The organism is Streptomyces sp. NPDC001157, from assembly GCF_053598255.1.
In genome coordinates, this window is record NZ_JBSFJW010000046.1 from 25,670 (window position 1) to 50,176 (window position 24,507).

The 24,507-nt window shown below is 70.4% G+C and carries 22 protein-coding genes; 8 read left to right on the forward strand and 14 right to left on the reverse strand.

What is annotated here, in order from left to right; all coding sequences use genetic code 11:
• The first annotated feature begins 111 nt into the window (after positions 1 to 111).
• A complete protein-coding gene (locus ACWDAG_RS42580; RefSeq protein ID WP_450700943.1) occupies positions 112 to 897 on the forward strand; it encodes a peptidoglycan-binding protein in 786 nt (261 codons plus the stop codon).
• Positions 894 to 1,736 carry a helix-turn-helix domain-containing protein gene (locus tag ACWDAG_RS42585; protein WP_450700944.1) on the forward strand — a complete coding sequence of 281 codons (843 nt, stop codon included), beginning with the start codon at positions 894 to 896 and terminating at the stop codon, positions 1,734 to 1,736. Before ACWDAG_RS42580 ends, ACWDAG_RS42585 begins: the two co-directional genes overlap by 4 nt.
• An 18-nt stretch (positions 1,737 to 1,754) precedes the next feature.
• Here ACWDAG_RS42585 and ACWDAG_RS42590 read toward each other — a convergent pair whose 3' ends face one another.
• From ACWDAG_RS42590 to ACWDAG_RS42600, 3 genes are all read right to left on the reverse strand, one after another.
• On the reverse strand, positions 1,755 to 2,474 hold the full coding sequence (locus ACWDAG_RS42590; protein ID WP_450700945.1) for a hypothetical protein: 720 nt from the start codon (positions 2,472 to 2,474) through the stop codon (positions 1,755 to 1,757).
• The gene (locus tag ACWDAG_RS42595) at positions 2,425 to 3,024 is read right to left on the reverse strand and encodes a serine/threonine-protein kinase (protein ID WP_450700946.1); all 600 of its coding nucleotides are present in this window, start codon (positions 3,022 to 3,024) and stop codon (positions 2,425 to 2,427) included. Before ACWDAG_RS42595 ends, ACWDAG_RS42590 begins: the two co-directional genes overlap by 50 nt.
• Before the next feature lie 67 nt (positions 3,025 to 3,091).
• Positions 3,092 to 3,913: a class I SAM-dependent methyltransferase gene (locus ACWDAG_RS42600; protein ID WP_450700947.1), complete on the reverse strand. Its 822-nt coding sequence runs from the start codon at positions 3,911 to 3,913 to the stop codon at positions 3,092 to 3,094.
• A gap of 76 nt (positions 3,914 to 3,989) precedes the next feature.
• Here ACWDAG_RS42600 and ACWDAG_RS42605 point away from each other — a divergent pair, with 76 nt between their 5' ends.
• Positions 3,990 to 4,595: a TetR family transcriptional regulator gene (locus tag ACWDAG_RS42605; RefSeq protein ID WP_450700948.1), complete on the forward strand. Its 606-nt coding sequence runs from the start codon at positions 3,990 to 3,992 to the stop codon at positions 4,593 to 4,595.
• Here ACWDAG_RS42605 and ACWDAG_RS42610 read toward each other — a convergent pair.
• The 3 genes from ACWDAG_RS42610 to ACWDAG_RS42620 form a co-directional block, all read right to left on the reverse strand.
• Positions 4,592 to 6,199, reverse strand: coding sequence for a serine/threonine-protein kinase (locus ACWDAG_RS42610; RefSeq protein WP_450700949.1), 1,608 nt, complete (start codon positions 6,197 to 6,199; stop codon positions 4,592 to 4,594). The two genes, ACWDAG_RS42605 and ACWDAG_RS42610, sit on opposite strands and share 4 nt — an antisense overlap.
• A gap of 66 nt (positions 6,200 to 6,265) precedes the next feature.
• Complete coding sequence (locus tag ACWDAG_RS42615) at positions 6,266 to 8,179, reverse strand: P-loop ATPase, Sll1717 family (RefSeq protein ID WP_450700950.1); 1,914 nt, start codon at positions 8,177 to 8,179, stop codon at positions 6,266 to 6,268.
• A 32-nt stretch (positions 8,180 to 8,211) separates the two neighbouring features.
• A complete protein-coding gene (locus ACWDAG_RS42620; protein ID WP_450700951.1) occupies positions 8,212 to 8,622 on the reverse strand; it encodes an ATP-binding protein in 411 nt (136 codons plus the stop codon).
• 112 nt (positions 8,623 to 8,734) lie between these two features.
• Here ACWDAG_RS42620 and ACWDAG_RS42625 point away from each other — a divergent pair, with 112 nt between their 5' ends.
• Together ACWDAG_RS42625 and ACWDAG_RS42630 are read left to right on the forward strand one after the other, a co-directional pair.
• Positions 8,735 to 9,511 (forward strand): helix-turn-helix domain-containing protein, encoded by a 777-nt coding sequence (locus ACWDAG_RS42625; RefSeq protein WP_450700952.1) that lies wholly within the window; start codon positions 8,735 to 8,737, stop codon positions 9,509 to 9,511.
• Between the two features lie 38 nt (positions 9,512 to 9,549).
• Positions 9,550 to 10,320 (forward strand): DUF4253 domain-containing protein, encoded by a 771-nt coding sequence (locus tag ACWDAG_RS42630; RefSeq protein WP_450700953.1) that lies wholly within the window; start codon positions 9,550 to 9,552, stop codon positions 10,318 to 10,320.
• Positions 10,321 to 10,565: 245 nt separating this feature from the next.
• Here ACWDAG_RS42630 and ACWDAG_RS42635 read toward each other — a convergent pair whose 3' ends face one another.
• From ACWDAG_RS42635 to hemB, 3 genes are all read right to left on the reverse strand, one after another.
• Complete coding sequence (locus ACWDAG_RS42635; protein ID WP_450700954.1) at positions 10,566 to 11,765, reverse strand: aminotransferase-like domain-containing protein; 1,200 nt, start codon at positions 11,763 to 11,765, stop codon at positions 10,566 to 10,568.
• Between the two features lie 508 nt (positions 11,766 to 12,273).
• Positions 12,274 to 12,642 carry a DUF805 domain-containing protein gene (locus ACWDAG_RS42640; protein ID WP_450700955.1) on the reverse strand — a complete coding sequence of 123 codons (369 nt, stop codon included), beginning with the start codon at positions 12,640 to 12,642 and terminating at the stop codon, positions 12,274 to 12,276.
• Positions 12,643 to 12,942: 300 nt separating this feature from the next.
• Positions 12,943 to 13,935, reverse strand: coding sequence for a porphobilinogen synthase (gene hemB, locus ACWDAG_RS42645; RefSeq protein ID WP_450700956.1), 993 nt, complete (start codon positions 13,933 to 13,935; stop codon positions 12,943 to 12,945).
• Between the two features lie 184 nt (positions 13,936 to 14,119).
• Here hemB and ACWDAG_RS42650 point away from each other — a divergent pair, with 184 nt between their 5' ends.
• Positions 14,120 to 15,523: an FAD-binding oxidoreductase gene (locus ACWDAG_RS42650; protein ID WP_450700957.1), complete on the forward strand. Its 1,404-nt coding sequence runs from the start codon at positions 14,120 to 14,122 to the stop codon at positions 15,521 to 15,523.
• Between the two features lie 104 nt (positions 15,524 to 15,627).
• On the opposite strand, the gene ACWDAG_RS42655 is transcribed toward ACWDAG_RS42650, so the two are convergent.
• The 5 genes from ACWDAG_RS42655 to ACWDAG_RS42675 form a co-directional block, all read right to left on the reverse strand.
• A complete protein-coding gene (locus ACWDAG_RS42655; RefSeq protein WP_450700958.1) occupies positions 15,628 to 17,331 on the reverse strand; it encodes a uroporphyrinogen-III synthase in 1,704 nt (567 codons plus the stop codon).
• On the reverse strand, positions 17,328 to 18,287 hold the full coding sequence (gene hemC / locus ACWDAG_RS42660) for a hydroxymethylbilane synthase (RefSeq protein WP_450700959.1): 960 nt from the start codon (positions 18,285 to 18,287) through the stop codon (positions 17,328 to 17,330). Before hemC ends, ACWDAG_RS42655 begins: the two co-directional genes overlap by 4 nt.
• Positions 18,284 to 20,041, reverse strand: a complete 1,758-nt coding sequence (locus ACWDAG_RS42665) for a glutamyl-tRNA reductase (RefSeq protein WP_450700960.1) — start codon at positions 20,039 to 20,041, stop codon at positions 18,284 to 18,286. The genes hemC and ACWDAG_RS42665 overlap by 4 nt, the downstream gene beginning before the upstream one ends.
• Positions 20,038 to 20,808, reverse strand: coding sequence for a redox-sensing transcriptional repressor Rex (locus tag ACWDAG_RS42670; RefSeq protein WP_450700961.1), 771 nt, complete (start codon positions 20,806 to 20,808; stop codon positions 20,038 to 20,040). Before ACWDAG_RS42670 ends, ACWDAG_RS42665 begins: the two co-directional genes overlap by 4 nt.
• 281 nt (positions 20,809 to 21,089) lie before the next feature.
• A complete protein-coding gene (locus tag ACWDAG_RS42675) occupies positions 21,090 to 21,365 on the reverse strand; it encodes a glutaredoxin family protein (RefSeq protein ID WP_450700962.1) in 276 nt (91 codons plus the stop codon).
• Positions 21,366 to 21,526: 161 nt separating this feature from the next.
• On the opposite strand from ACWDAG_RS42675, the gene ACWDAG_RS42680 reads away from it, so the two are divergent.
• Together ACWDAG_RS42680 and ACWDAG_RS42685 are read left to right on the forward strand one after the other, a co-directional pair.
• A complete protein-coding gene (locus ACWDAG_RS42680) occupies positions 21,527 to 22,438 on the forward strand; it encodes an HAD family hydrolase (protein ID WP_450700963.1) in 912 nt (303 codons plus the stop codon).
• A 952-nt stretch (positions 22,439 to 23,390) separates the two neighbouring features.
• Positions 23,391 to 24,167: an ECF subfamily RNA polymerase sigma factor, BldN family gene (locus ACWDAG_RS42685; RefSeq protein ID WP_450700964.1), complete on the forward strand. Its 777-nt coding sequence runs from the start codon at positions 23,391 to 23,393 to the stop codon at positions 24,165 to 24,167.
• Positions 24,168 to 24,507 lie beyond the last annotated feature (340 nt).

The window sequence follows — 24,507 nt, forward strand, 5'->3', positions numbered from 1 at the left end:
GCAGGGCGCAGGTTCCGGTGCGGTCTTGTGGATGCTGGGGCAGAATGCGGCTCGGGGTACAGAGGCCACTGACCACGGTCGCTGTTCATGAACGCGTGGGGGGACCACACCATGTCGCGTTGGAAAGCGCTGCCCGCTGAACTCGATCCGCGTGTTCGGCAGCTCCTGGTGCACTTGCGCCGGCTGAAGGACCACAGCGGGCTGAGCGTACGTCGGCTGTCGGCGCGGACGGGGTACAGCCCGAAGTCGTGGGAGCGGTATCTGGGGGGCCGTTCGCTGCCGCCGCGGGAGGCCGTGGAGGCGCTGGCCCGGATCGGCGGCGACGACCCGACCCGGCTGCTCGCGCTGCACGAGGTCGCCGCCGAGGCCTGGGGGAAGCCGCGCGGTGGAACTGCCGTACTGGAGACGGAGGTCGGGGACACCGCCGTACCGGAGCCGGAGATCCTGTCGTCGGAGCCCGGCGGCGGGGGCGCGCGGTCGTTGCGCGTCGCGCTCGTCGCGGGGGCGGTGGCCCTGGTGTTGGCGGTGTCGGCGGCGGTGCTGGTGACCATGCGGCTCATGGACCACGACGGCGGCGCGGCGGAGGGGGCGACGGCCACGGTCACCCTGTCCGCGGGGGCGTCGGCGCCCTCCTACACCTGCGACGTGAAGCGGGTCGACGGCAGTTGGTACGCGGGCAACAGCCGCACGCGGGACGCCACCGTGGGATACGGCGACGCCGGTCCGGACGTGGCCGAGGTGCAGTGTCTGCTGCGCCGGGCGGGTGTCTCGCCGGGCGGCATCGACGGCATGTTCGGCCCGCTGACGCAGGGCGCGGTCAAGGCCTTCCAGAGGCAGGCGCGGCTCGACGTGGACGGTGTCGTCGGCCCGCACACCTGGAAGGCCCTGCGGGGATGACCCCGGAACGGGCCCGACTGGCCGCCGCGCTGCGGGAGTTGAGGACCCGTACCGGTCTGAGCCTGGCGGCTCTCGCGGCGAAGACGGCGTTCAGCAAGTCGTCCTGGGAGCGCTATCTGAACGGCAGGACACTGCCGCCGCGCGCCGCGGTGCAGGAGCTGTGCCGGCTGGCCGGTGAACCGGAAGGCCGCTGTCTGGCGCTGTGGGAGATCGCGGAGTCGGAGTGGAGCGGGCGGGCGACGGAGGCGGGCCGGGCGGATACGCCGGCGCAGGCGTCGTCGCCGGTCACGTCCCCGGCCGCGGATCCCGTCCCGCCCGCGGATCCGGCGGAGGCCGCACAGGGCGGTCGTCACCGGGGTGCGGTCACCGTGGCGGTGCTCGCGTCGGTGTGTGCCGTGGCCGTCGGCGGAGTGGCGGTCGCGCTGCTCCTGCTGCCGCGGCACAGCGGCGAAGCACGGCCGGCCGCCGGGACCAGCTCCCCTCCCGGGCCGCACTGCCGGGCCTCGTCCTGCGAGGGCAAGAGCCCGATCGACATGTACTGCGCCGGGCGACCGGACACCCTCGCCACGCGTCACACGGCCGCCGGGGCCTGGCTGGAACTGCGCTACAGCAAGGAGTGCGGGACGAGTTGGGCACGGATGTGGGGCACCCGGATCGGCGACCGCCTCGAGTTGACGGTGGGCGGCCGGGTCCGCGGCGCCGAGGTCGAGAACACGGTCGACGCGGACAGCTTCGTCTACACGCCGATGACGGTGACCCGCCCCGGGACCGTGCTCCATACCTGTTTCCGCCCGGCCGAGGGTGGCAAGGAAGAGTGCTTCGACTCCGTTTCGCGGTGACTGCGTTTCGTGCGGGCTCTACGCGATGTGGTCTTCCTCCAATTCCGCGTTGAAGCGGTGGGTGAAGCGGTTGACCATGCGTAGGACCACATCCGGCGGGAGTGAGACGCCGTACCTCATCCTCAGGTCCTCCTGGAACCGGTCCGCCGTGGGGTAGCGGCCGTTGATGGACTGCCTGAAGAGCCAGTAGTAGTCCTCCTCGTCCACCCGGCGGCCCTCCGCGGGCGTCGGCGTGGTGGCCTTCTGGATCACGGCCCCGAGCTCCTTGGCCTCCCGCTCCAGCGCGGCCTTCCTCCGCTCGACCGCCGTCAGCAGTTCCTCGGCCCTGACCCGCGCCTCGGTGAGTTGCTCCCAGGTCCGTCTCAGAATGCGACCCGGTACCGAGTGGTGGTGGCCCAGTTGGGCGAGGTCCAGGAGATTCTCGCCGGGCGCCGTCGCCGCGTGGTCGGCGAGGAGGGCGCTCAGGGTCTCGCAGACTTCCGCCGCGTCCGCCGGGCGGCTCCCCGGGTCCTTGGCGAGCAGGCTCAGGATCAGGTCGTTCAGGGCCCCGGGGAGCCCCTTGACCACCTGCCCCGGCGCGACCGGCGCGTCGTCCACCTGCATCCGCAGCACCGCCAACGGATTGCCGCTCATGAACGGCGGCCCTCCCGCCACCGCGTGATACAGCAGGCACCCCAGCGAGTACAGATCACTGCGGTGATCCAGCTCCCGGACACCCTCCGCCTGTTCGGGGGACATCTACAGCGGCGCCCCGAGGTGCGTCCCCCGTCGCCGTCAGCCCGTGCACACTCATCGTCTCGCCCATGAACTTCGCGACCCCGAAGTCCAGGACCTTCACCGTCCCGTCCGGAGTGAGCAGGGCGTTGGCGGGCTTGATGTCCCGGTGGACGATGCCCTGCCGGTGCGCGGCGTCCAGTGCCTCGGCAATCTGCGCGGCCCAGCCCACGGCGAGCGGCCAGGCCGGCGTCGACTCCTTGAGCCGCCGGTCCAGGGACTGTCCCTTCACCAGCTCCATGACGAAGAACAGGGTGGGACGCCCGTCGACCGTCGTATCCCCCCAGTCGTGCACGGTCACGATGTTCTGATGGGCGAGCATCCCGGCCAGTTGCACTTCGCGCCGGAACCGGGCACGGGTCTCCTCCCCGTCCATCCCGGCCTGCGGACGGACGACCTTCACCGCGACGTCCCGCCGCATCCGCTCGTCCTGAGCGGCCCACACCTGGCCCATCCCGCCGGACCCCAGCAGTCCGGTGATCCGGAAACGCCCGGCAAGCACCTCGTTCAGCAACGGTCTCTCTCCCGACGGCGATCTGTCTCAGGACTCCCTCACGAGTATGGCCGCCGCCGGGAGGTCGTCAGTTCCGTTTGGCCGTGACCGCCAGCGTCGCGTAGGACGCGGTGAAGCTGCCGCCCCGTGCGTCGATGGCGGCTCCCACGCCCTCCAGGACCTGCGCCAACCGGTCGGCGGGGAGGCGGGTGAACGCGCCCTGGGTGGGCATGACGTCCAGCCAGGCGTCTCGGGTGTAGGTGAACTCCCAGTCGTGCCGCCACCGTTCGGGTTCGCCGAAGACGCCGGCCGCGCGGATGCCGTCGACAGCCAGGTCGAGCAGCCCGCCGTATGCGTCGGCGGCACGCCTGCGCAGGGCCGCCGCCATGTCGAACGGTGCGTCAGGCACGACGCGTTCGCAGATGCCGGCGACGGTTTCGGCGAGGTCGGGCGGGAGCTGGGGGACATTCGAGAAGGCCGACAGGAGTCCGCCTGCCCGCAGCACCTGGGCCGCCTTGTGCGCGCCGGCGACCGGGTCGACCCAGTGCCAGGCCGTACCGGCGACCACCGCGTCGAACTCCCGCCCACCGGGTTCCCATTCCTCGAAGGCGGCCACCTCGACGTCCAGACCGAGCCGCCGCGCCAGTCCGGCCATCCGGGCATCGGGTTCGACGCCGAGCACGCGGCAGCCGACCGCCCGGAACTGGCGGGCGACGATGCCCGTACCGCACCCCACGTCGAGGAAGTCGGAGCCGGGGCTCGCCGCGACGATCCGCTCCACGAGGGCCTCGGGGTAGCGGGGCCGGGCCCGGTCGTAGCGCTCGGCATCGGCGCCGTAGGACTCGGCGACGTCGCGGCGGCGGTGGGGCTCGCCGGGGGACTGGTTCGATGGAGACGCTAAAGTGGGCATGCGCCCACTATGGGTGGGCGCATGCCCACTCGTCAATGGGCGCGCGCCCACTCACCGAGGCGAGGAGAATCCCCGTATGCCGACAGGCGTGGCCATCCGCGACCCCCGCAGACAGCTTTTCGAAGCAGCCGAACGCATCCTCCTGCGCGCCGGTCCCACGGCACTGACCAGCAGGGCGGTGACGGAGGAGGCGGGTGTCGCAAAGGGCGTCCTGCACCGGCACTTCGCGGACTTCGACGCGTTCCTGGCGGAGCTGGTGGGAGGCCGTATCGCCGCACTGGAGGACCGCTCCGCCGCCCTTCGCACCGCCGCGGGCACCGGAACGGTCACCGATAACCTCACGGACGCACTGACGGACCTGTTCGACGCGGTCGCGGTGGCCGTCGTCGGTCTGGTCATCGCCCGGGACGAACTACGGGCCCGGCTGCGCGCGGCCGGTTCGAGAGGCATCCCGCTGCTGGCCGAGGCTGCGGTGATGCTCGCCGGGTACCTGACCGCCGAGCGGGACCTGGGCCGCATCACGGCCGACGCGGACGCGAAGGTCCTCGCCGGGACCCTGCTGGGCGCGGCGCATCTGCTGTACGTGGACCGGGAGGCGGGGCCGCCGGACGACGAGGCGGTACGGAGGGTCGTCACGACGGTGGTGGCGGGGGTGCTGCGGGGCGAGCGGGGGGCTGTCTAGGGTGTGCCGGGAAGGCTGTCGAGCAGAGATTCCACGGCGGTCCTGCGGTGCCTGAGCCAGTCGACTTCGCCCCTGAGTGTGTCGATGTACTCGTCCACCTGAGTCCGGTGGTAGCCGCGTCGCACGAGCTCGAAGCCGTAGGGCGGGGTGTTGACGCCCCGGCTCGGACCATGGGCGGGGGGAGTCGCTCCCTGTGCGGAGAAGATGTCCTTGATGCGGTCGTTCACTTCCTTCGGCAGGGACAGTCTGGCTTCCGAGGACAGCGCCAAAAGCCGATCCGTGGCCTTGTGCTCCAGCTCTGCGACCTCGCTCATCACAGCGTTACGCTCGGCGAGGAGCCGATCGATGCTCAGGTCCACCTGCTCGGCGTCATAGCCCCTCCGGACCATCTCGAAGTCGACGGAGCCACCTCGCCGACCACTGCCGGTCTCTGTCTCGGCCACCGCGCCCTTGGCTCCCTCGGCGACCGCGGCGGCTCGCACCCGCTCCGCCTCCGCACGCACCCCCAGCGCTTCCTCCTCCGCATCCTTGAGGATCCGCTCGGCCTCGCGCTGCTTCGCGTACGCGTCCCCGTACATCTCCTCCGCGTCCGCACGGGCCTCGCGGAGCACCGCCTCGGCCTGGGCCTCCGCCTCCTCCTTCCGGTTCGCGGCCGCCCGCCACATGTCCAGCGTCTTGTCGAGAATCCGCTGGGCCACAGAGCCGCCGTACCCCAGCTGGGCGGCCTCAAGAAGGCGGCCTCCGCCCTGCACGAGGGCCTGCTCCACCAGTATCGTGCTGAGCGCGTCATGGACGGCGGCGGCATCGGCCGGCCTGTCCCCGGGGCGCTTGGCGAGCAGGCTCAGGACTAGCTCGTCCAGGGCCCACGGCACCCCCTCCACCACCTCACCCGGCGCCATCGGCGTCTCGTCCATCTGCATCCGCAGCACCGCCAGCGGACTGCCGCTCACGAACGGCGGACGCCCCGTCACCGCGTGGTACAGCAGGCACCCCAGCGAGTACAGATCACTGCGGTGGTCCAACTCCCGTTTTCCCTCGGCCTGTTCGGGCGACATGTAGGGCGGCGAACCCAGCAGCGCGCCCGTCACCGTCAGCTCGTGCGCACTCATCGTCTCGCCCATGAACTTCGCCACCCCGAAGTCCAGGACCTTCGCCGTCCCCTCCGGCGTGATCAGCACGTTGGCCGGTTTGATGTCCCGGTGGACGACCCCCTCCCGGTGCGCGGCGTCCAGGGCCTGCGCGATCTGCACGCCCCAGCCCACCGCGACCGGCCACGCAGGGATGCCTTCCGTCAGCCGCTTCGCCAGCGAGAGCCCCCGTACGAGCTCCATCACCAGGTAGAAGACCGGCCGCCCGCCGACCGTCACCTCACCCCAGTCGTGAACCGTCACGATGCGCTGGTGGGACAGCCGCCCGGCCAGCTGCACCTCGCGCCGGAACCGCGCCCGCGTCTCCGCCTCCCGCGTCCCGAACATCGCGTGCACGAGCTTGACCGCCACGGCCCGCCGCATCCGCTCGTCCTGCGCGGCCCAGACCTCGCCCATGCCACCCGAACCGAGCCGTTCCCCGATCCGGAACCGCTCGGCGAGCAGTACGCCCTGCACCGTCCGCCTCCCCCGTCCACAGAACGCCGTTCCCGTACGACGCCCCACCCGTACGGTACGCCGTCACTACCCCCCGGCCGAGTTGAACGAGCTGCCGTACGAGCCACCCGCCGTCCGGCGCAGTCGCCGGGCCTCGTCCTGCATGCGGCGGGCGACCGAGCCCGCGCCGCCGGTGCCTTCGTCCAGGCCGCTGGCCAGGAGTTGGGCGGCGAGGCTGTCGAAGTAATGGGCGGCGGCGAGGAGTTGGTCGTCCGCGTCGGCGGCGGGCACCCGTCCCACCGGGATGCGTTCGAGCAGGTGGCTGATCCGCTGGAGGATCTCGTCCTGGGCGTCCTGAGTCAGGTCCACGGCCCGGCCGGCCTGGGCGAGGATCGAGTTGCAGGAGCGCCTCAGTTCGCCGGCCAACCGGTCCTCGCGGTTGGAGACCGTCAGCACCTGGTCACCGACGAAGCTGTTCTGGACCACACGGTTGCCCACCTGGAGATCCCCGTAGGGCTCGAAGCGCCGCAGGTCGATCGCGCTCGTCGCGCCCAGGGCCGCCCGGAAACAGGGATGGATGTGGAACTCCGTCTCATGCGGCTGGACCGGCAGGTCGTCGTCGCCGAGGAAGACGACGTCGTTGCCCCGCCGCACACCGAGGAAGCCCACGCTGTAGAGGACGTCGACGACACCGGGCAGCGTCAACGCGTCGGCGTAAGCGGGGAAGAGAGCGTGGAGCGAGCCCACTGCCGCCTCGAAGCGCGCCCCGAGAGCCGCCCGTGCGACGACGTACCCGTTGTTCTGGAACAGCGGGAACAGATTCCGCAGGAAGGGGTGGGCGACCTGGTACTCCCCGGCGAGATCCTTGAGCTTCCATCGGGAGAACTCGCGGCCGGCCTCCCGGACGTCCGCCTCGCTGATCCGGTCCCGTCCGTTGACCAGCCAGGCGTTCTCCTGGCACTTGTTGAGGAACTGGATGGCATCGCGCGGCCGGGGCAGACACCGGCGGAAGAGGTAGGAGGCCGTCTCCTCCCCCTCCACGGTCCGCGGGAACACCTCACCCCACAGTTGTTCCGCGCTCACCCCCGCCCCCGCCGAAGCCCGCGCCCGAGCGAGCGCGAGATCGCGCAACGCCTCCTCGCTCCAGATGATCCGCAGCTCGTCGCCCCGGTACTTGTCGCCCTCCCCGAAGGCGAGCGAGTCGTAGATGTCGGCGCGGAGGAAGAGCAGAAAACGCACCGCGCGCCCATACAGCCCCGCTGCGTGCTTGGCGGCCAACAACAGCCCGACCACCATCGAGACGCTGTCCGCCTCCGCCGACCACACCTGTTCCAACTGGTCGACCATCAGCAGGAACGGCCCGTGCGCGCTGTCGCAGGCCAGGTCGCCGAAGGCCCGCGCCACACCGCCCTCGACGACCTCCAGCTGCCGTACGGCCTGGGCCCCTTCGGACGGCGCCTGCGCCAGATCCAGCCCTGCCTTGACCCCGAACGCCTCCAGCGACAAGGAGGTCTGCAGCCCTCGGGCCCCATGTGCGAGCCGGTCCACCAGCCGTCCGCCGCCCGTGTCCTCGCCGTTCTGTTTCAGGAACCGGCCGAGGGCCTTCACCGAGTCGGGCCGCTTGCCGTGCGCGTCCTTGGCATGCGCCACGAGGTGCCGGGCGGCGTGCACGGCGAACACATACCGCCAGATGAGCGCCTTGGCACTGTCCCCCGGCAGCCCCTGCAGCTCGAACCGCCGGATCTCCTCGCCGGCCGCCTCGTCGGGCGTCACGAGCACCCGCCCGGAGTGCTGCTGCCCGCGGTCCGCCATCAGCTGCATGCATACGGCGCTCTTGCCGGACCCCTTGCGCCCGATGATCAGCATCTTGCGCCCGCTGAGGGCGGCGCGATAGGCGGCGTTGGGCAGAAAGCCGCCGCGTAACAGGAGCCCCTCCGTCACATCCCGCTCGGCGTCCTCACGCCCGAAGTGCAGGCGCGCGAGCAGCGGTTCGTCGGCCATCGTTCCCCCTACGTGTCACGGCTGACAGCCGCTCAACACCGTAGCGGCAACGCGAACTCACACCACACGATCTTGCCGGGATCCCGCACGTCCACACCCCACTTGTCACTGAGCGCGGCGACGAGCAGCAGACCGCGTCCGCCTTCGTCGGCGTGGTCGGCGATACAAGGGGTGCCGTCCCCGCTGTCGTGCACCTCGACCCGGAGTACGCCACCGTCGCGACGGACACGGAGAAGGAACCCGCGCCCGGGTGGGACACCGTGCAGGACGGCGTTGGTGGCGAGCTCGCTGACGCACAGTGAGACGTCGTCCGCGCGCGGCCAGTCGGCGAGTCCCCGGAAGGGCGGCGCCCAGGCGGTGAGTTGCCTGGCGGCGGGGACCGAGCGGCGGTGCCGAGGGAAGAACTGGTCGAGCTGGTGGGGGAGTTCGGTTTCGGTGTTCACGGGACGAAGGTCACATAGAGCTACTGGGGTGAGGCAGTGAGTGAGCTAGTACAGCTATGCCGTACGAGCTCACACGAACGCTCGTACGACCCCAGGGGGAAATGAGGTCACGATGAGCCAGCGCAGGAAGAACGCCTCGTCCATGAAGATGCTGGGCAAGCAACTGGCCGCCGCCCGACGGGTGGCCGACCACACGCAGACCAGTCTCGCTGCACTGGTCGGACTGGACGTCGAGACCATCTCGTCGATCGAGCAGGGCAGGCGGGCGTTGTTGCCGGATCTCGCCGCCGCTCTGGACAAACTTCTGGATACGAAGGGCGTGCTGCTGGCGGGGGTCGAGAACCTGCCGGAGATGGATCAGTTTCCGCTGAATGCGGAGCAGTTCAAGGTGCATGTGCGAGAGGCCGTTGCCCAGTCCTGGTACGAGAGCATCGTCCTGCCCGGCCTGCTGCAGGCTCCGGAATACGCCCGCGCGCTCTTCCGGGACCGCGTACCCGCGTACGACGAGGGCGAGATCGAGGCCAGGACGGCGGAGCGAATCGGCCTTCAGGAGATCCTGCATCGAACGTCTCCTCCGACGCTGAGCTTCGTCGTCTGGGAGCCGGTGCTCCATCTCCGGTTCGGAGGGGCAGAGGTCCGCCGCGCTCAACTCCAGCACCTGCGCGAGCTCACCGAACTCCGGCATCTCGCCCTCCAGATCCTGCCTCTCGACGCGCCCTCGCACGCCGGCCTGGGAGGCCCGTTCACCATCCTGGAGAACCCTGACCACCAGCAGCTCGTCTACGCCGAAAGTCAGCTTGGCAGCCACTGGATCTCCGAGAACCCCGAAGGCCCCACCTTCCAGGTCGGCACCGAAGCCTGGGCCGCCTTCCTCGCCGCCACCGCCTGAAACCGGCGTTGTCAGTGGCTGGCTCTACAGTCACTGACATGGCGACTCTTCCCAACCCGCTCCCCCGTCTGTCCGCCCTCGGCCTCGGCCTCCCGCCCGGTCGGCTGGTCGACGAGACCGACGAGGGGCCCTGGCACGAACCCCTTCTCTGGGTCGCGGACGAGCTGCCCGCGCCCGGCGCCTGGGACGCACTGCAGCGCACCGCGCCGGGGGTCGGCCTGCTTCCCGTGCTCGTCGAGGTCGGCGGTGACTTCGGGGGTCCGGAGGAGTGGGAGCCGGCACCCGGCGAGATGTCGTACCCCGGGGATCACGACCCGGAGGAGGTGCTGGCGGAGTACTGGGAGGAGTGTGCGGCGGACGGCGAGGAGTGGCCCGGCCTCGCGCCCGCCTTGCGCACCACCGCCGACCCCGACGCAGCCGCCTCCACCCTCGTGGACACCGTCCTTGCAGGCAGCGGCCCCCTCAAGGACCCCCGTCTCGCCCTCGTCCCCGCCCGCCGCAGCGCCGACATACCGGCGGCGATCGGCTGGACGGGCCCGGACAACCACGAAGGCGACACCGCGCGGCTGTGCTCCGTGCTCCGTTCCTGGGAGGACAGGTTCGGCATACGGGTCGTGGCGCTCGGCTTCGACCAGCTGACGGTGTCCGTCGCCGCTCCGCCCACCACTCTCGCCGAGGCGGAGGCCGTCGCCGCGGAGCACTTCGCGTTCTGCCCGGACAACATCCTTCAGAGCGCGGACACCACCGTGACCGCCTACGCCGAACACCAGCTCCTCAACCAGTCGGCCTGGCACTTCTGGTGGGACTGACGGTCCGCCGCAGACCCACCGCACACAGACGCCGCGGCCGGTCCGGTGGTGGGCACACCGGTCTCGACCGCGGCGTAGGGGGCTGTCTTCAGATCCCGAGAAGGTGCTTCAGGATGACAGCCACACCAACGAGCAGAGCAGCGACGACCATGTGAGACCTCCATGTACGAAATGTGACTGTTTCTGGCGTTCTCAATAACGTCACATCCCGGCCTGCGTTACGGGCGTGTCCCAAACGGGACGGCCTAGCTCCGCAGCCCCTCCCCCAGCCTTCTGAGGCCCTCCCGGATCTCTTCCGGCGTCTGCGTCACAAAGCACAGCCGCAGGGTCGAGCGGTCGGGCTCGCCGGCGTAGAAGGGTGCGCCGGGGACGTACGCCACGTCGTGCCGCACCACCTGCGGCAGCAGCGCGGTGGTGTCGTACGGCTCCGGGAGGCGGGCCCAGAGGAACATGCCGCCCTCGGGCCGGGCCCAGGCCGAGTCGTCGGGAAGTGCCTCGGCCAGCCCGGCGAGCATGGCGTCCCGACGCTCGCGGTAGACGCCCGCGACCCGCGCCACATGGGCGTCCAGGTCACGGTCCGCCAAATACCGTGCCGCCGCCAGCTGGTTGAGGGTCGGAGTGTGCAGGTCGGCGGCCTGCTTGGCGACGACGCATGCGCGCCGCAGCTCCCTGGGCGCCCGCAGCCAGCCGAGCCTGAGGCCCGGCGCCATGACCTTGGAGAAGGAGCCGAGCAGTACGGTCCGGTCGGCCGCCTCCTCGTACGAGGCGATCCACGGCACCCGCTCGCCCTCGAAGCGGAGTTCGCCGTAGGGGTCGTCCTCGACGATCCACAGCCCCCGGCGGGCGGCCACTGCCGCGACGGCCGCCCGGCGGTCGGCCGGCATGGTGCGGCCGGTCGGGTTCTGGAAGGTCGGCACGGTGTACAGCAGCTTGGGCCGCTCCCGCACCACCAGTTCCTCCAGGGCCCCGGGGTCGACGCCGTCGCCGTCTCCGGGCACGGCCACCACGCGCGCGCCGGCGAACGCGAAGACCTGAAGTGCCGCCAGGTAGCAGGGGCTTTCGACGAGGACGACGTCCCCGGGCTCCAGCAGCGCCGTGGCCAGCAGGGACAGGGCCTGCTGTGAGCCGGTGGTGACCAGGATGTCGTCGGCGTCCGTGGGCAGCCCGCGGGCCGCCGTCCGGGCGGCGAGCGCGCCCCGCAGCGTCGGCTCGCCCTCCGTCGTGGAGTACTGCAGGGCCTGCGCGGACGCCGTGCCGAGCACCGCCCCGAAGGCCTCCGCGACCCCCTGCGCGTCGAACAGCTCCGGTGCCGGCAGCCCGCCCGCGAAGTTGATCACCTCGGGGCGGGCGGTGACGGCGAGGATGTCCCGTACCGGCGAACCGCCGATCGACCTGGCCCGCGCAGCGAGCGGCGGGACGGGGGCAAAGGCGGGTGCGACGGTCATGGCACGGCTCCTTCGGCTGTGGTGACGGCGGCTCGTGACCGCAGCCTAGGGATGTACATGCTGTCTACAAGCAGGTTTCCGCGATACGGACGGACCGTTCCCTCAGGGAGTCCGGGCTGCTCCCGGCCCCCCGAAGCGTCCCGTATCGAGCCCTTGGGACGCGACATCCACGCAGGTCAGAGGCTGTCCCCCGGCTTCGGCGTCCCGAATCGCCCGCAGACTGTGGCGCGCGGAGCCGATCACCGCTCAGGCTGGAAGCCCCCAGCCCACCTTCACCGGAAGGCACGTACCACCATGCCCGCCCGAGCCGCTCGTACCCGCCTCCTCGCCGTCACCGCCCTGGTACTCGCCGCGTTCGCGCTGACGGGATGCAGGGACGGGAAGGGCCTTCGGGACGAAGGCCCGGCAACCAGCCGCTCCCTGCACGCTCCCGCCGCGCACGCTCCCGCCGTACGGCACGCGAAGAGGCCGCCCGGTCATGAACCGGGCGGCCTCGAAGCACAGACGATCAGGCGTGGGCCAGGGCCGCTTCCTTCGGGTTCGGGCCGTACTTGTTCTCGCCCGGCTGGCTGTCGGAGCACTGGAAGACCAGCAGCGTGATACCGCCGACGAGCGGGACGAGCCCGAAGAGGATCCACCAGCCGGAGCGGCCCGTGTCGTGCAGACGGCGGACGGACACGCCCAGGCCGGGCAGCAGGATGCCGAGGTAGAAGACAGCGATCACACCGAAGACGGCCGAGCTCTTGGTCGCGAGGGCAAGGACCAGCAGAACCACGTAGATGATTCCGACGAACAGCGCGAAGTTCCAGTACTCCTTGCGGCGCGCACGACCGCTGAACACCGCGTACTTCTTCAGCGCCTCGATGAACCAGCTCACTTGTGTCCCCCAGGGATCGACGTTCGGACCATCCGGAACGGATCAGGCCAGGCGAGAAGGTAAGGACACTGACGAGAACTCGTCAATTCGGCGTGTACAGCACATCGGTTGAGCGCTTTTCGGACAGATCCACCGCGAATCGACCCCGGCCCCGCCGCTGATCACGGAGAACAGCGGGCAACCGCGGCGCGGGAGGGGTCAGTTCGCGGATCCGAGTTGCTTCCGTTGCCGAACCGAGTGCATTCCGAGGCCGTCCGGTGGCCGATTCGAGGCCTGACGTATCCCCATCCGTAGCCCGGATCAGCGCAACTTTTCCGCCACTTCGGTGGCCCAGTACGTGAGGATGTTCTGCGCGCCCGCCCGCTTGATGCCGGTCAGCGTCTCCAGGATCGCCCGGTCGCGGTCGATCCAGCCCTTCTCGGCGGCGGCCTCGATCATCGAGTACTCGCCGGAGATCTGGTAGGCGGCGACCGGTACGTCCGACGCGTCCGCGACCCGCGCGAGGATGTCGAGGAACGGTCCCGCCGGCTTCACCATCACCATGTCGGCGCCCTCTTCGAGGTCGAGCGCCAACTCCCGCAGCGACTCACGCACATTGGCGGGATCCTGCTGATACGTCTTCCGGTCCCCCTTCAGGGAGGACCCGACGGCCTCCCGGAACGGGCCGTAGAACGCGGAGGCGTACTTCACCGTGTAGGCGAGAATCGCGACGTCCTCCCGCCCGATCTGGTCGAGCGCGTCACGGATGACCCCGATCTGCCCGTCCATCATCCCGCTGGGGCCCACCACATGGGCGCCCGCGTCGGCCTGGACCTGGGCCATCTCGGCGTACCGCTCAAGCGTGGCGTCGTTGTCGACGCGCCCTTCCGCGTCGAGCACGCCGCAGTGACCGTGATCGGTCGTCTCGTCGAGACAGAGATCGGACATGACGAGGAGGTCGTCCCCGACCTCGGCCCGCACATCGCGGATCGCAACCTGCAGAATCCCGTCCGGATCGGTCCCCGGCGTCCCGAGGGCGTCCTTCTTCTCCTCCTCCGGCACACCGAACAGCATGATCCCGGAGACCCCGGCGGCCACCGCCTCGGCGGCCGCCTTCTTCAGGCTGTCCCGCGTGTGCTGGACGACGCCGGGCATGGCGGAGATCGGAACGGGCTCGGAGACTCCCTCGCGTACGAAGGCAGGGAGGATGAAGTCCGCCGGGTGCAGCCGGGTCTCAGCGACCATGCGCCGCATGACGGGGGTGGTCCGCAGCCGCCGCGGCCGCGTGCCGGGGAAGGATCCGTACTTCGTCATGCACCTACGCTACGCCCGGCCCACAGGTACCTTTGCCGACGGTATGTCGGGCCTGAGCAGGCGGTCGCCCCCGCGATGCGCCCCGCAACCCCCGGGTCCATCCTGAGAACAGCAAGGAGCAAGGACCGGGCCCCCGTCCCCTCGCCGCGCACGCCGCCCTGCCTGCGCGAAGGAGGAGGACGAGATGACCGCCACCCGCCACACCCCGCATCAGGCGCCGGACCTGTTCGCCCTGTCCGAGATCCACGGCCCCGTACTGCGCCCCGGCAACGACGCCTACGTGGCCGAGGTCACCGGCTTCAACCTGTCGGCTTTCCACAACCCGGACGTCGTGGTCGGAGCGGCAGGCGTCGACGACATCGTGACGGCGATGCGCTGGGCAGGGGCCACCCGGACGCCGGTGGCGGTTCAGGCCACCGGCCACGGCGCGAACTTCCCGATCGAGGGCGGCCTGCTCATCAGCACCACCCGCATGACCGACGTGACGATCGACCCGGCCGAACGCACGGCGACGGTCGCCGCCGGCGCGCGGTGGCGCGACGTCCTGGAGGCTGCCGCCCCCTACGGCCTGGCCCCGCTGAACGGCTCGTCCTCGGACGCGGGCGTCGTCGGCTACACCCTGGGCGGCGGTCTGCCCGTCCTCGGCCGGACCTACGGCTACGCGGCCGACCGGGTCCGCTCCGTCCAGGTCGTCACGCCCGACGCAACCCTGCGCACGGTGACCGCCGACACCGAACCCGACCTCTTCTGGGCGCTGCGCGGCGGCAAGGGCAACGTGGGCGTGGTCACCGAGCTGACCTTCGAGCTGGTCCCGGTCGCCACGGTCCTCGGCGGTGGGATCTACTTCCCCGGCGAACACGCGGAGACGGTCCTGCACACCTGGGCCGACTGGACGACCACCCTGCCCATCGAGATGTGCAGCGCATACACGATCCTGCGCCTGCCGCCCATCCCGCAGGTCCCCGAGCCCTTGCGCGGCGGCTTCTGGGCCCGTGTCGCCCTCGCCTGGACCGGCGACGCGAAGGAGGGCGAGAACCTCCTGACCCCCATCCGCCGGGCCGCACCGGTCGCCATCGACACGGTGGAGGAAATGCCGTACGCCGCCATAGACCGCATCTACCTGGACCCGCACGACCCGCTCCCCGCCCGCGAGGCCTGCACCCTGCTCAGGACGCTGCCCCCGGACGCCCGGACGGCGTTCCTGGACCGGGCGGGCCCGGCCGTCCCCGACCTCCCGCTCCTGCTGATCGAACTCCGCCACATGGGCGGCGAACTCGCCCGCCCGGCCCCCGTCGAGGACGCCATCTGCGCCCGCGACGCCAGCTACCTCCTGGAAACGGTCGGCGTCCTGCCCGACCCGGACATGGCAGCGGCAGTGGAGTCAGCCACGAAGACCCTCCACCACACCATGTCCCCGTGGAGCACCGGCCACACGATGGTCAACCTCCACGGCAGGCCGGGCGACGAGAAGGACCGGGCGCGCGCCTGGTCGGACGAGGTCTACACCCGCCTGACCAGGACGAAGTCCCACTACGACCCGGACAACTTGCTCCGCTACGGCCACACGGTAAGCACGACCCCTGCCTAGCCTGCGAGCACCCGTGCCGCCTGGGGCGGCACGGGTGGGCGCAGGCGGCACCCCGCAAGCGCGGGCGAGCGAACCCGCCCCCACCCCAGCCACCGGTCACGCAGCTACGTCGTCCGCCTCCGCCTGGCCCCCGGCCGCCGCTCACTGGGCCGAGTAACAGGATCCCCCGCATCCAGGGCGGCAGCCCGACGCCGCAACCCAAAATCGGCAAGCGCCTCAGCCAGCTTGTGCACGGACGGCTCCGGAGCCATCACATCCACCCGCAGCCCATGCTCCTCAGCGGTCTTGGCGGTGGCCGGACCGATACAGGCGATCACGGTCACGTTGTGCGGCTTGCCCGCGATACCCACCAGGTTCCGCACGGTGGACGACGAAGTGAACAGCACCGCATCGAAGCCGCCGCCCTTGATCGCCTCCCGCGTATCGGCCGGCGGCGGCGAGGCCCGCACGGTGCGGTAGGCCGTGACGTCGTCGACCTCCCACCCGAGCTCGATCAGCCCGGCGACAAGGGTCTCCGTGGCGATGTCCGCACGCGGCAGGAACACCCGGTCGATCGGGTCGAAAACAGGGTCGTACGGCGGCCAGTCCTCAAGGAGCCCCGCAGCCGACTGCTCCCCACTGGGCACCAGATCCGGCTTCACACCAAACGCAACCAGCGCCTTGGCGGTCTGCTCCCCCACCGCAGCGACCTTGATGCCGGCGAAGGCCCGCGCATCGAGCCCGTACTCCTCGAACTTCTCCCGGACCGCCTTCACCGCGTTGACCGAGGTGAACGCGATCCACTCGTACCGCCCGGTGACGAGCCCCTTCACGGCCCGCTCCATCTGCTGGGGCGTCCGCGGCGGCTCGACGGCGATGGTCGGCACCTCGTGCGGTACGGCCCCGTAGGACCGCAGTTGGTCGGAGAGCGAAGCCGCCTGCTCCTTCGTACGCGGTACGAGGACCTTCCAGCCGAACAGCGGCTTGGACTCGAACCACGACAGCCGGTCGCGCTGGGCGGCGCCGGAACGCTCACCGACCACGGCTATCACCGGCCGCCCGCCTTCGGGCGAGGGCAGCACCTTGGCCTGCTTCAGCGTCTGGGCGATGCTCCCCAGCGTCGCCGTCCAGGTCCGCTGACGCGTGGTCGTACCGGCCACGGTCACGGTGATCGGCGTGTCCGGCTTGCGGCCGGCCGACACCAGCTCGCCCGCGGCCGCGCCCACGGAGTCGAGGGTCGTCGACACGACCACCGTCCCGTCGGAGACACCCACCTCCGTCCAGCAGCGGTCCGAGGCGGTACGGGCGTCCACGAACCGCACGTCCGCGCCCTCGGCGTCGCGCAGCGGAACACCGGCGTACGCGGGCACGCCGACGGCCGCGGCGACACCGGGCACGACCTCGAAGGGCACGCCCGCGGCGGCGCAGGCGAGCATCTCCTCGGCGGCGTACGCGTCGAGTCCGGGGTCCCCGGACACGGCACGGACGACCCGCCTGCCGCCCCGCGTGGCCTCCATGACAAGATGTGCGGCATCCCGTACCACGGGGACCCCAGCGGTTGTTGACGAGCTGTCAACAACCGCGAGCTGAGGTGTGCCTGTGCCCGGAAGAGGGTCCGAGGAAGGACCCCCGTCCGTGTGCACCTCGGCGACGCCTTGTCTGGCGTGCTGACGCACCACGTCGAGCACGTCGTGCTCGGCGACGAGGACGTCCGCGTTCGCCAGCGCCTCCACGGCGCGCAGAGTCAGCAGTCCCGGATCCCCGGGTCCGGCACCGAGGAAGGTGACGTGCCCGTGTTCAAGGCCGGCGGGAAGGGTGGTGGGGCTCAATGTGCTCGCTCCCCCATCAGACCGGCCGCGCCCTGGGCAAGCATCTCGGCAGCGAGTTCACGGCCGAGCGCCATTGCTTGGTCGTACGTCTCGGGCACGGGACCGGTGGTGGACAGCTGCACCGTACGGGAGCCGTCGGTGGTACCGACGACCGCCCGCAGGCGCATTTCCTTGACAATCTGCCCGTCGGCCAGCAGGTCGGCCAGCGCGCCCACAGGGGCGCTGCAGCCGGCCTCCAGGGCGGCGAGCAGTGACCGCTCGGCGGTCACGGCGACCCGGGTGAACGGGTCGTCGAGCTCTCCGAGCGCGGCGATCAGGTCCGCGTGGTCCGCGGCACACTCGATCGCCAGTGCCCCCTGGCCGGGGGCGGGCAGAACGGTGTCGACCGACAGGAAGTCGGTCACTTCATCGCTACGGCCTATCCGGTTGAGGCCGGCGGCGGCAAGGACGACGGCGTCCAGCTCACCGGCCCGCACGTATCCGATCCGGGTATCCACGTTCCCCCGTATCGGGACCGTCTCGATGTCCAGCCGGTGGCTGCGCGCATACGCGTTCAGCTGCGCCGTGCGACGCGGCGAACCCGTACCGATGCGTGCCCCACGCGGCAGGTCGGTGAACTTCAGCGCGTCCCGGGCGACGATCACGTCGCGCGGGTCCTCGCGCGGCGGGACGGCGGCGAGCGCCAGCTCCTCGGGCTGCGCGGTGGGCAGGTCCTTGAGCGAATGAACCGCGAAGTCGACCTCGCCCTTCAGCAGCGCGTCGCGCAGCGCCGTGACGAACACGCCCGTGCCGCCGATCTGCGCGAGGTGCTCGCGGGAGGTGTCGCCGTACGTGGTGATCTCGACGAGCTCGACGGGCCGTCCGGTCACCTGGCTCACGGCGTCCGCCACCTGCCCGGACTGGGCCATGGCGAGTCTGCTTCGCCTCGTCCCCAGTCTCAATGCCTTGCTACTCATGCCGGCCCTCGGTTCTTGCTGTTCTCAGATTCATCGTCGGCGCCCTCGGCCCGGGAGACGGCGGCCACCGCTTCCTGGTCGAGGTCGAACAGGGTCCTCAGGGCATCCGCGTACCCTGCTCCGCCCGGTTCGGCCGCGAGTTGCTTGACTCGTACGGTCGGCGCGTGCAGCAGCTTGTCGACGACGCGCTTGACGGTCTGGGTGATCTCGCTGCGGTGCTTGTCGTCGAGCCCGGGCAGCCGCCCCTCCAGCCGCGCGATCTCATTCGCGACGACGTCGGCGGCCATGGTCCGCAGGGCCACGACGGTGGGGGTGATGTGCGCGGCCCTGAGCGCCGCCCCGAAGGCAGCCACCTCGTCCGCCACGATCCGCCGCACCTGGTCGACGTCGGCCGCCATCGGGGCGTCCGCGGAGGCCTCGGCGAGCGACTCGATGTCGACGAGCCGCACCCCGGGCAGTCGGTGCACGGCCGCGTCGATGTCGCGGGGCATCGCCAGATCGAGAAGGAACAGAACGGGCGCAGGACGCGGAGCCTCGACGACCGCCTCGGCCTTACGGCGCTCCGGAATCCGCCCCACCGTGGCCACGGTGGCGGCAAGCGCGGTGATCAACTCGGCATCGGCCTCGGCCACCCGACGGACAACCTCACGCCGGTCGACGGTCCCGTTGTCCACCCAGGCGGCATGCTGCTCCAGGGTCGCGGCATCCATCCCGGCAACGGCGGCTTCGCCCGCCACGGAGAAGCCTTGCTGCACGGCGGGGAGGTCGAGCGGACAGTTCTCCTCAGCGGCGGAGCCTGCGGGCAGCCGTGCCGCGAGGGCGGCTCCCGACCCAAAGACGGGCGGCGCCCCGTCACCGCCGGGCTGCGCAACCGCCCCCAGGTCGGCACCGGCGTCCGCCACCTCATCGGCGACACGGCCCTGCACCGCCGTAGCAACCGCGCCGGCGGACAGCACCAACCCCGTCGCCCCGGTACAAGACACCACGACATCGGCACGTGTCAGCTCACCCGACACCGCATCCATCGCCACCGCGCGGGCCAGCACACCCCGCTCGGAACCCTCGTTCAAGATCTCGGCGAGCCGCTCGGCTCGCTCCCCCGTGCGATTGGCGATCACGATCTCGCCGACCCCGGCCCGCGCCAGCGTCGCCGCAGCCAACGAGGACATCGACCCCGCCCCGATGACCAACGCCTTCTTCCCCCGGGCCCAGCCCTGCACATCCGCCCCGAAGGCCAGCTGCTCCAGCCCGAAGGTGACCAGCGACTGCCCGGCCCGGTCGATCCCGGTCTCGGAGTGCGCACGCTTGCCGACCCGCAGCGCCTGCTGGAACAGGTCGTTCAGAAGCCGCCCGGCGCTGTGCAGATCCTGCGCCTTGGCCAGCGAGTCCTTGATCTGCCCGAGAATCTGCCCTTCCCCGACGACCATGGAGTCGAGCCCGCAAGCCACCGAGAACAGATGGTGAACGGCCCGGTCCTCGTAGTGGACGTACAGATAGGGCGTGAGCTCGTCCAGCCCCACCCCGCTGTGCTGCGCGAGCAGCGTGGACAGCTCGGCGACACCGGCGTGGAACTTGTCGACGTCGGCGTACAGCTCGATGCGGTTGCAGGTCGCGAGCACCGCGGCCTCGGTGGCGGGCTCCGCGGCGACCGTGTCCTGCAGAAGCTTGACCTGGGCGTCCGCGGTCAGCGCGGCACGCTCCAGGACGCTGACCGGGGCGCTGCGGTGACTCAGCCCGACGACGAGGAGACTCATGCCGGCATCACGGCGGGTACGTCCCCGTCGGGCCCCTGCTCTGCGGACTCCTGGCGGGCGGCGGCGACGGGCCCCGAGCCGTCGGGACTCGCGGCCTCGGCCTCCTCGCCGGCCTTGCGCTGCTCATGGAAGGCGAGAATCTGCAGCTCGATCGACAGATCCACTTTCCGCACGTCGACGCCGTCCGGAACGGACAGCACGGTCGGCGCGAAGTTCAGAATGGAGGTGACCCCGGCGGCCACGAGCCGGTCACAGACCTGCTGGGCGGCGCCGGCGGGAGTGGCGATGACGCCGATGGAGACCCCATTGTCTTCGATGATCTTTTCCAGATCATCGGTGTGCTGCACGGGAATTCCGGCAACCGGCTTCCCGGCCATCGCCGGATCGGCGTCTATGAGAGCCGCGACCCGGAACCCACGGGAGGCGAACCCGCCGTAATTGGCGAGAGCGGCGCCGAGGTTACCGATACCGACGATCACAACCGGCCAGTCCTGGGTGAGCCCCAGCTCACGCGAGATCTGATAGACGAGATACTCGACGTCGTACCCGACACCACGGGTCCCATAGGACCCCAGATAGGAAAAATCCTTGCGCAGTTTGGCGGAGTTGACCCCTGCGGCGGCCGCCAGTTCCTCGGACGAGACCGTGGGTACCGAGCGCTCCGACAGTGCGGTCAGGGCGCGGAGGTACAGCGGAAGCCTGGCGACAGTGGCCTCGGGAATCCCTCGGCTACGGGTCGCCGGTCGGTGAGTTCGGCCAGTTGCCACGGTGCTCCTGCGGGTAGAGCGGGGCTGTAGGCGGTCACACGTACCCAGACCGCCCCGTCGACAGCAGGCTATGTCTTTGTGAACGCGTGCACAAAGATGGTGTCCGATTTGCCCGGCCAACGTGACCGGGGTCACGCGCCCCCGGCGCACTGGTGCGGAACCGGCGCACAGGCACCACCGCTTCTCATCTCGTGGGGGCAAAACCGCACACTCTCCTCTTACGATCCCCGCCCCCGAGACCAGTCGCCGTCGATCCTAAGCGAGGTTCCGGACGACCTGGACTACTCAGTCAGTGCCTTGCGCAACCGCTGCTCGTCCACGCGCCAGAAGGTGTGCTGCCGGCCGTCGACGAGAACCACGGGAATCTGCTCCCAATACTGGTCGTGGAGCTGCTGATCCAGGGAGATGTCCTTCGCCTCCCACTCCACCCCCACCTCCGCGCACACCTTCTCCACCACTAGCTGTGCGTCATCACACAGATGGCACCCGGGCTTGCGAACGAGAGTGACGCTCCGGCTCTGGACGTCCTGGGCCTTACGTCGGAAGAGGGGACTCATGTCAGCCATTCTCGCGCGGCCGCGTGGCGGCGGCACACCCGCAAAAACGCCAAGGGACCGGCGAACCGGATCAGTTCTTTAACGACACGGTCGCGGAGAGTTCACAGCGTCCAAACCTGTCGCGTCTGGAGGCACCGAACAAACTGGCTATGCTCACGGGCATGGCCGCTCTCGGATGGCTCACTCCCCGTAGGCGCTCCGCCACGGCGCGGAGCGTGTTGGCAGGCGAGGCCTCGGCAGAGGCAGCGCGCAAGTCCTCGCAGGACGTCCCCCCGGAGGAACCGGAGTTCCCGGTGCTCGGCGACGACAAGGCCGCAGCCTTCTTCGACCTCGACAACACCGTGATGCAAGGTGCTGCCCTCTTCCACTTCGGGCGGGGCCTCTACAAGCGCAAGTTCTTCGAGACTCGCGACCTCGCCAAGTTCGCCTGGCAGCAGGCGTGGTTCCGGCTGGCCGGCGTCGAGGACCCGGAACACATGCAGGAGGCCCGCGACTCGGCCCTCTCCATCGTGAAGGGCCACCGCGTCGCGGAACTCCAGTCCATCGGCGAGGAGATCTACGACGAGTACATGGCCGAGCGCATCTGGCCGGGCACGCGCGCACTCGCCCAGGCTCACCTGGACGCGGGCCAGCGCGTATGGCTGGTCACAGCGGCCCCGGTCGAGATCGCCACGGTGATCGCCCGCCGTCTCGGCCTCACCGGCGCCCTGGGCACGGTGGCCGAGTCGGTCGACGGCGTCTACACCGGCAAGCTGGTCGGCGAACCCCTCCACGGCCCCGCAAAGGCGGAAGCAGTACGCGCCCTCGCCTCCGCCGAAGGCCTCGACCTCTCCCGCTGCGCCGCGTACAGCGACTCCCACAACGACATCCCCATGCTCTCCCTCGTGGGCCACCCCTACGCGATCAACCCCGACACCAAGCTCCGCAAACACGCCCGCCGACTCGACTGGCGCCTACGCGACTACCGCACCGGCCGCAAGGCAGCCAAGGTAGGCATCCCCGCAGCAGCAGGCGTAGGAGCGGTGGCAGGCGGCACAGCAGCAGCCATCGCCCTCCACAAACGCCGCCGCTGACCCGACCCGGCACAGGAAGCCCACCCCCCGAGGGCAAACCACCACGACCGCGCAAGCCGCCCCGAGGCCGATGCCCGAACAAACACCGTGGCACGCGGCCCCGAGGGCAAGCGGCGGGCAGCAAATAACCCTGCCTGCACCCGCAAGGGTCCATCAATTCCCTGACCGCGCACGGGTGCGCAGCCTCTGTGCGCCAGCCGTTCGTCTTCCGCGGCCTGCAAGGCCGACAACCACCCACGACAGCCCGCCCTCTGGGCCCCGGTACGACTCTCCCATCGCGCCCGACGCTCAAGCCGACGACACCGCGGGCCTCCACTCTGCGGCCCTCCACCATCTCAGCCCGTCCGGCGTTTGAGGACGAGGCCGTTCAGGCCGACCGGGGTACGGGACGGAGCCCCGAAACGGGGCGCGCAGAGGCAGGGCAGAATGCCGCGGGCCCCCAGGGCCAGCCCCGAAGTTAGGGGTGCCGGGGCATCGCCCCGCAAAGGTGCCGGAGAAGCAATACCCACCGGCGTTCAGGGGCCGAAGCCCCTGGCGGGGTCGAAGGGGCGGCAGCCCCTGGGGAGGGGACGGGTAGGGGCGGCGGGGGCGAGAAAACATCAACATCCGCACCACTCCTGATCACACCGCAACCAGCCCCGCCCCGAACACGCCAATCACCACGACCCACCCCCACACCCCCTGTCCAGTCCCATTGGCTGCACACGGCCACAACACGCCCCGTTCCCACTCGAAACCCGACCCATTTCGATCAACAATCAGTCACGCTACGGCACTTGATAGGCCGCCAATCGGTTACAGAAGCGACGTAATCGATGATTTGAGCAACTGGGTGTAGCAGCGCCTGCACGAAGCGTTATTCTCCTCAGACGCAAACCGGTACCCCTCCGTCGCTACGACGGGTGAAAGGTCCCGCACTGCACGTGATGGAAGCTCTGCCTCTGGGAGTCCCGTGTACCCACACGTCGGGGTTGACGCCTCGGGCCTGGCTACGCTGCGCGCAACGGTCCACAACCTGTTGCGCGGCTTCGTCCCCACCGCGTACGCCGTCCCCGCCCTAGCCGTAACCAGCACCCCCGTCGGCCCGTGCTACGCCCTCGCCGACGGCAGCACCGCCGCCGTCGGCAGACGCAGCCGCGCCGCCGGCGCCACCACCACCCGCCGCCCGGCCGCGGACAGCGACAGCGCCCGCATGATGGACCTGGTCGAACGCGCCCAGGCCGGCGAGGCCGACGCCTTCGGCCGCCTCTACGACCAGTACAGCGACACCGTGTACCGGTACATCTATTACCGCGTCGGCGGCAAAGCCACCGCCGAGGACCTCACCAGCGAGACGTTCCTGCGCGCACTGCGCCGCATCGGCACCTTCACCTGGCAGGGCCGCGACTTCGGCGCCTGGCTGGTCACCATCGCCCGCAACCTCGTGGCCGACCACTTCAAGTCGAGCCGCTTCCGCCTCGAGGTGACGACCGGCGAGATGCTCGACGCCAACGAGGTCGAGCGCTCCCCCGAGGACTCCGTCCTGGAGTCCCTCTCCAACGCCGCCCTGCTCGACGCCGTACGACGCCTCAACCCCCAGCAGCAGGAGTGCGTGACGCTCCGCTTCCTCCAGGGCCTCTCGGTCGCCGAGACCGCCCGCGTGATGGGCAAGAACGAGGGCGCCATCAAGACCCTCCAGTACCGAGCCGTACGCACCCTGGCCCGCCTCCTCCCGGACGACGCCCGCTGACACAACGCACGGCACACGCGAACGGACCGGAAACCCGGACGGACCGGAAACCCGGACGCACGGAAAACGGGATACGCGCGGAACACGGGAAGCGCACCGGGAACGCCCCGGCACACACACCGGGCCTGACAGAACACACCGGTACACGCTCAGTGATACCCAACTAGCTGTCAGTGACAGTCCGTTGACTTCCCGATCCGATCATCCGTCGTCCGTAACCCAAGTGCCGAGACGCTCGTTGTGCGGGATGCAGGCTCCCTGTGGTCACTCCCTGGCCGTCTCCGATCACTCGATCGTGTGGATGTGGTCAGAGCGTGCAACCCTCAGGACCCCCTGGGGA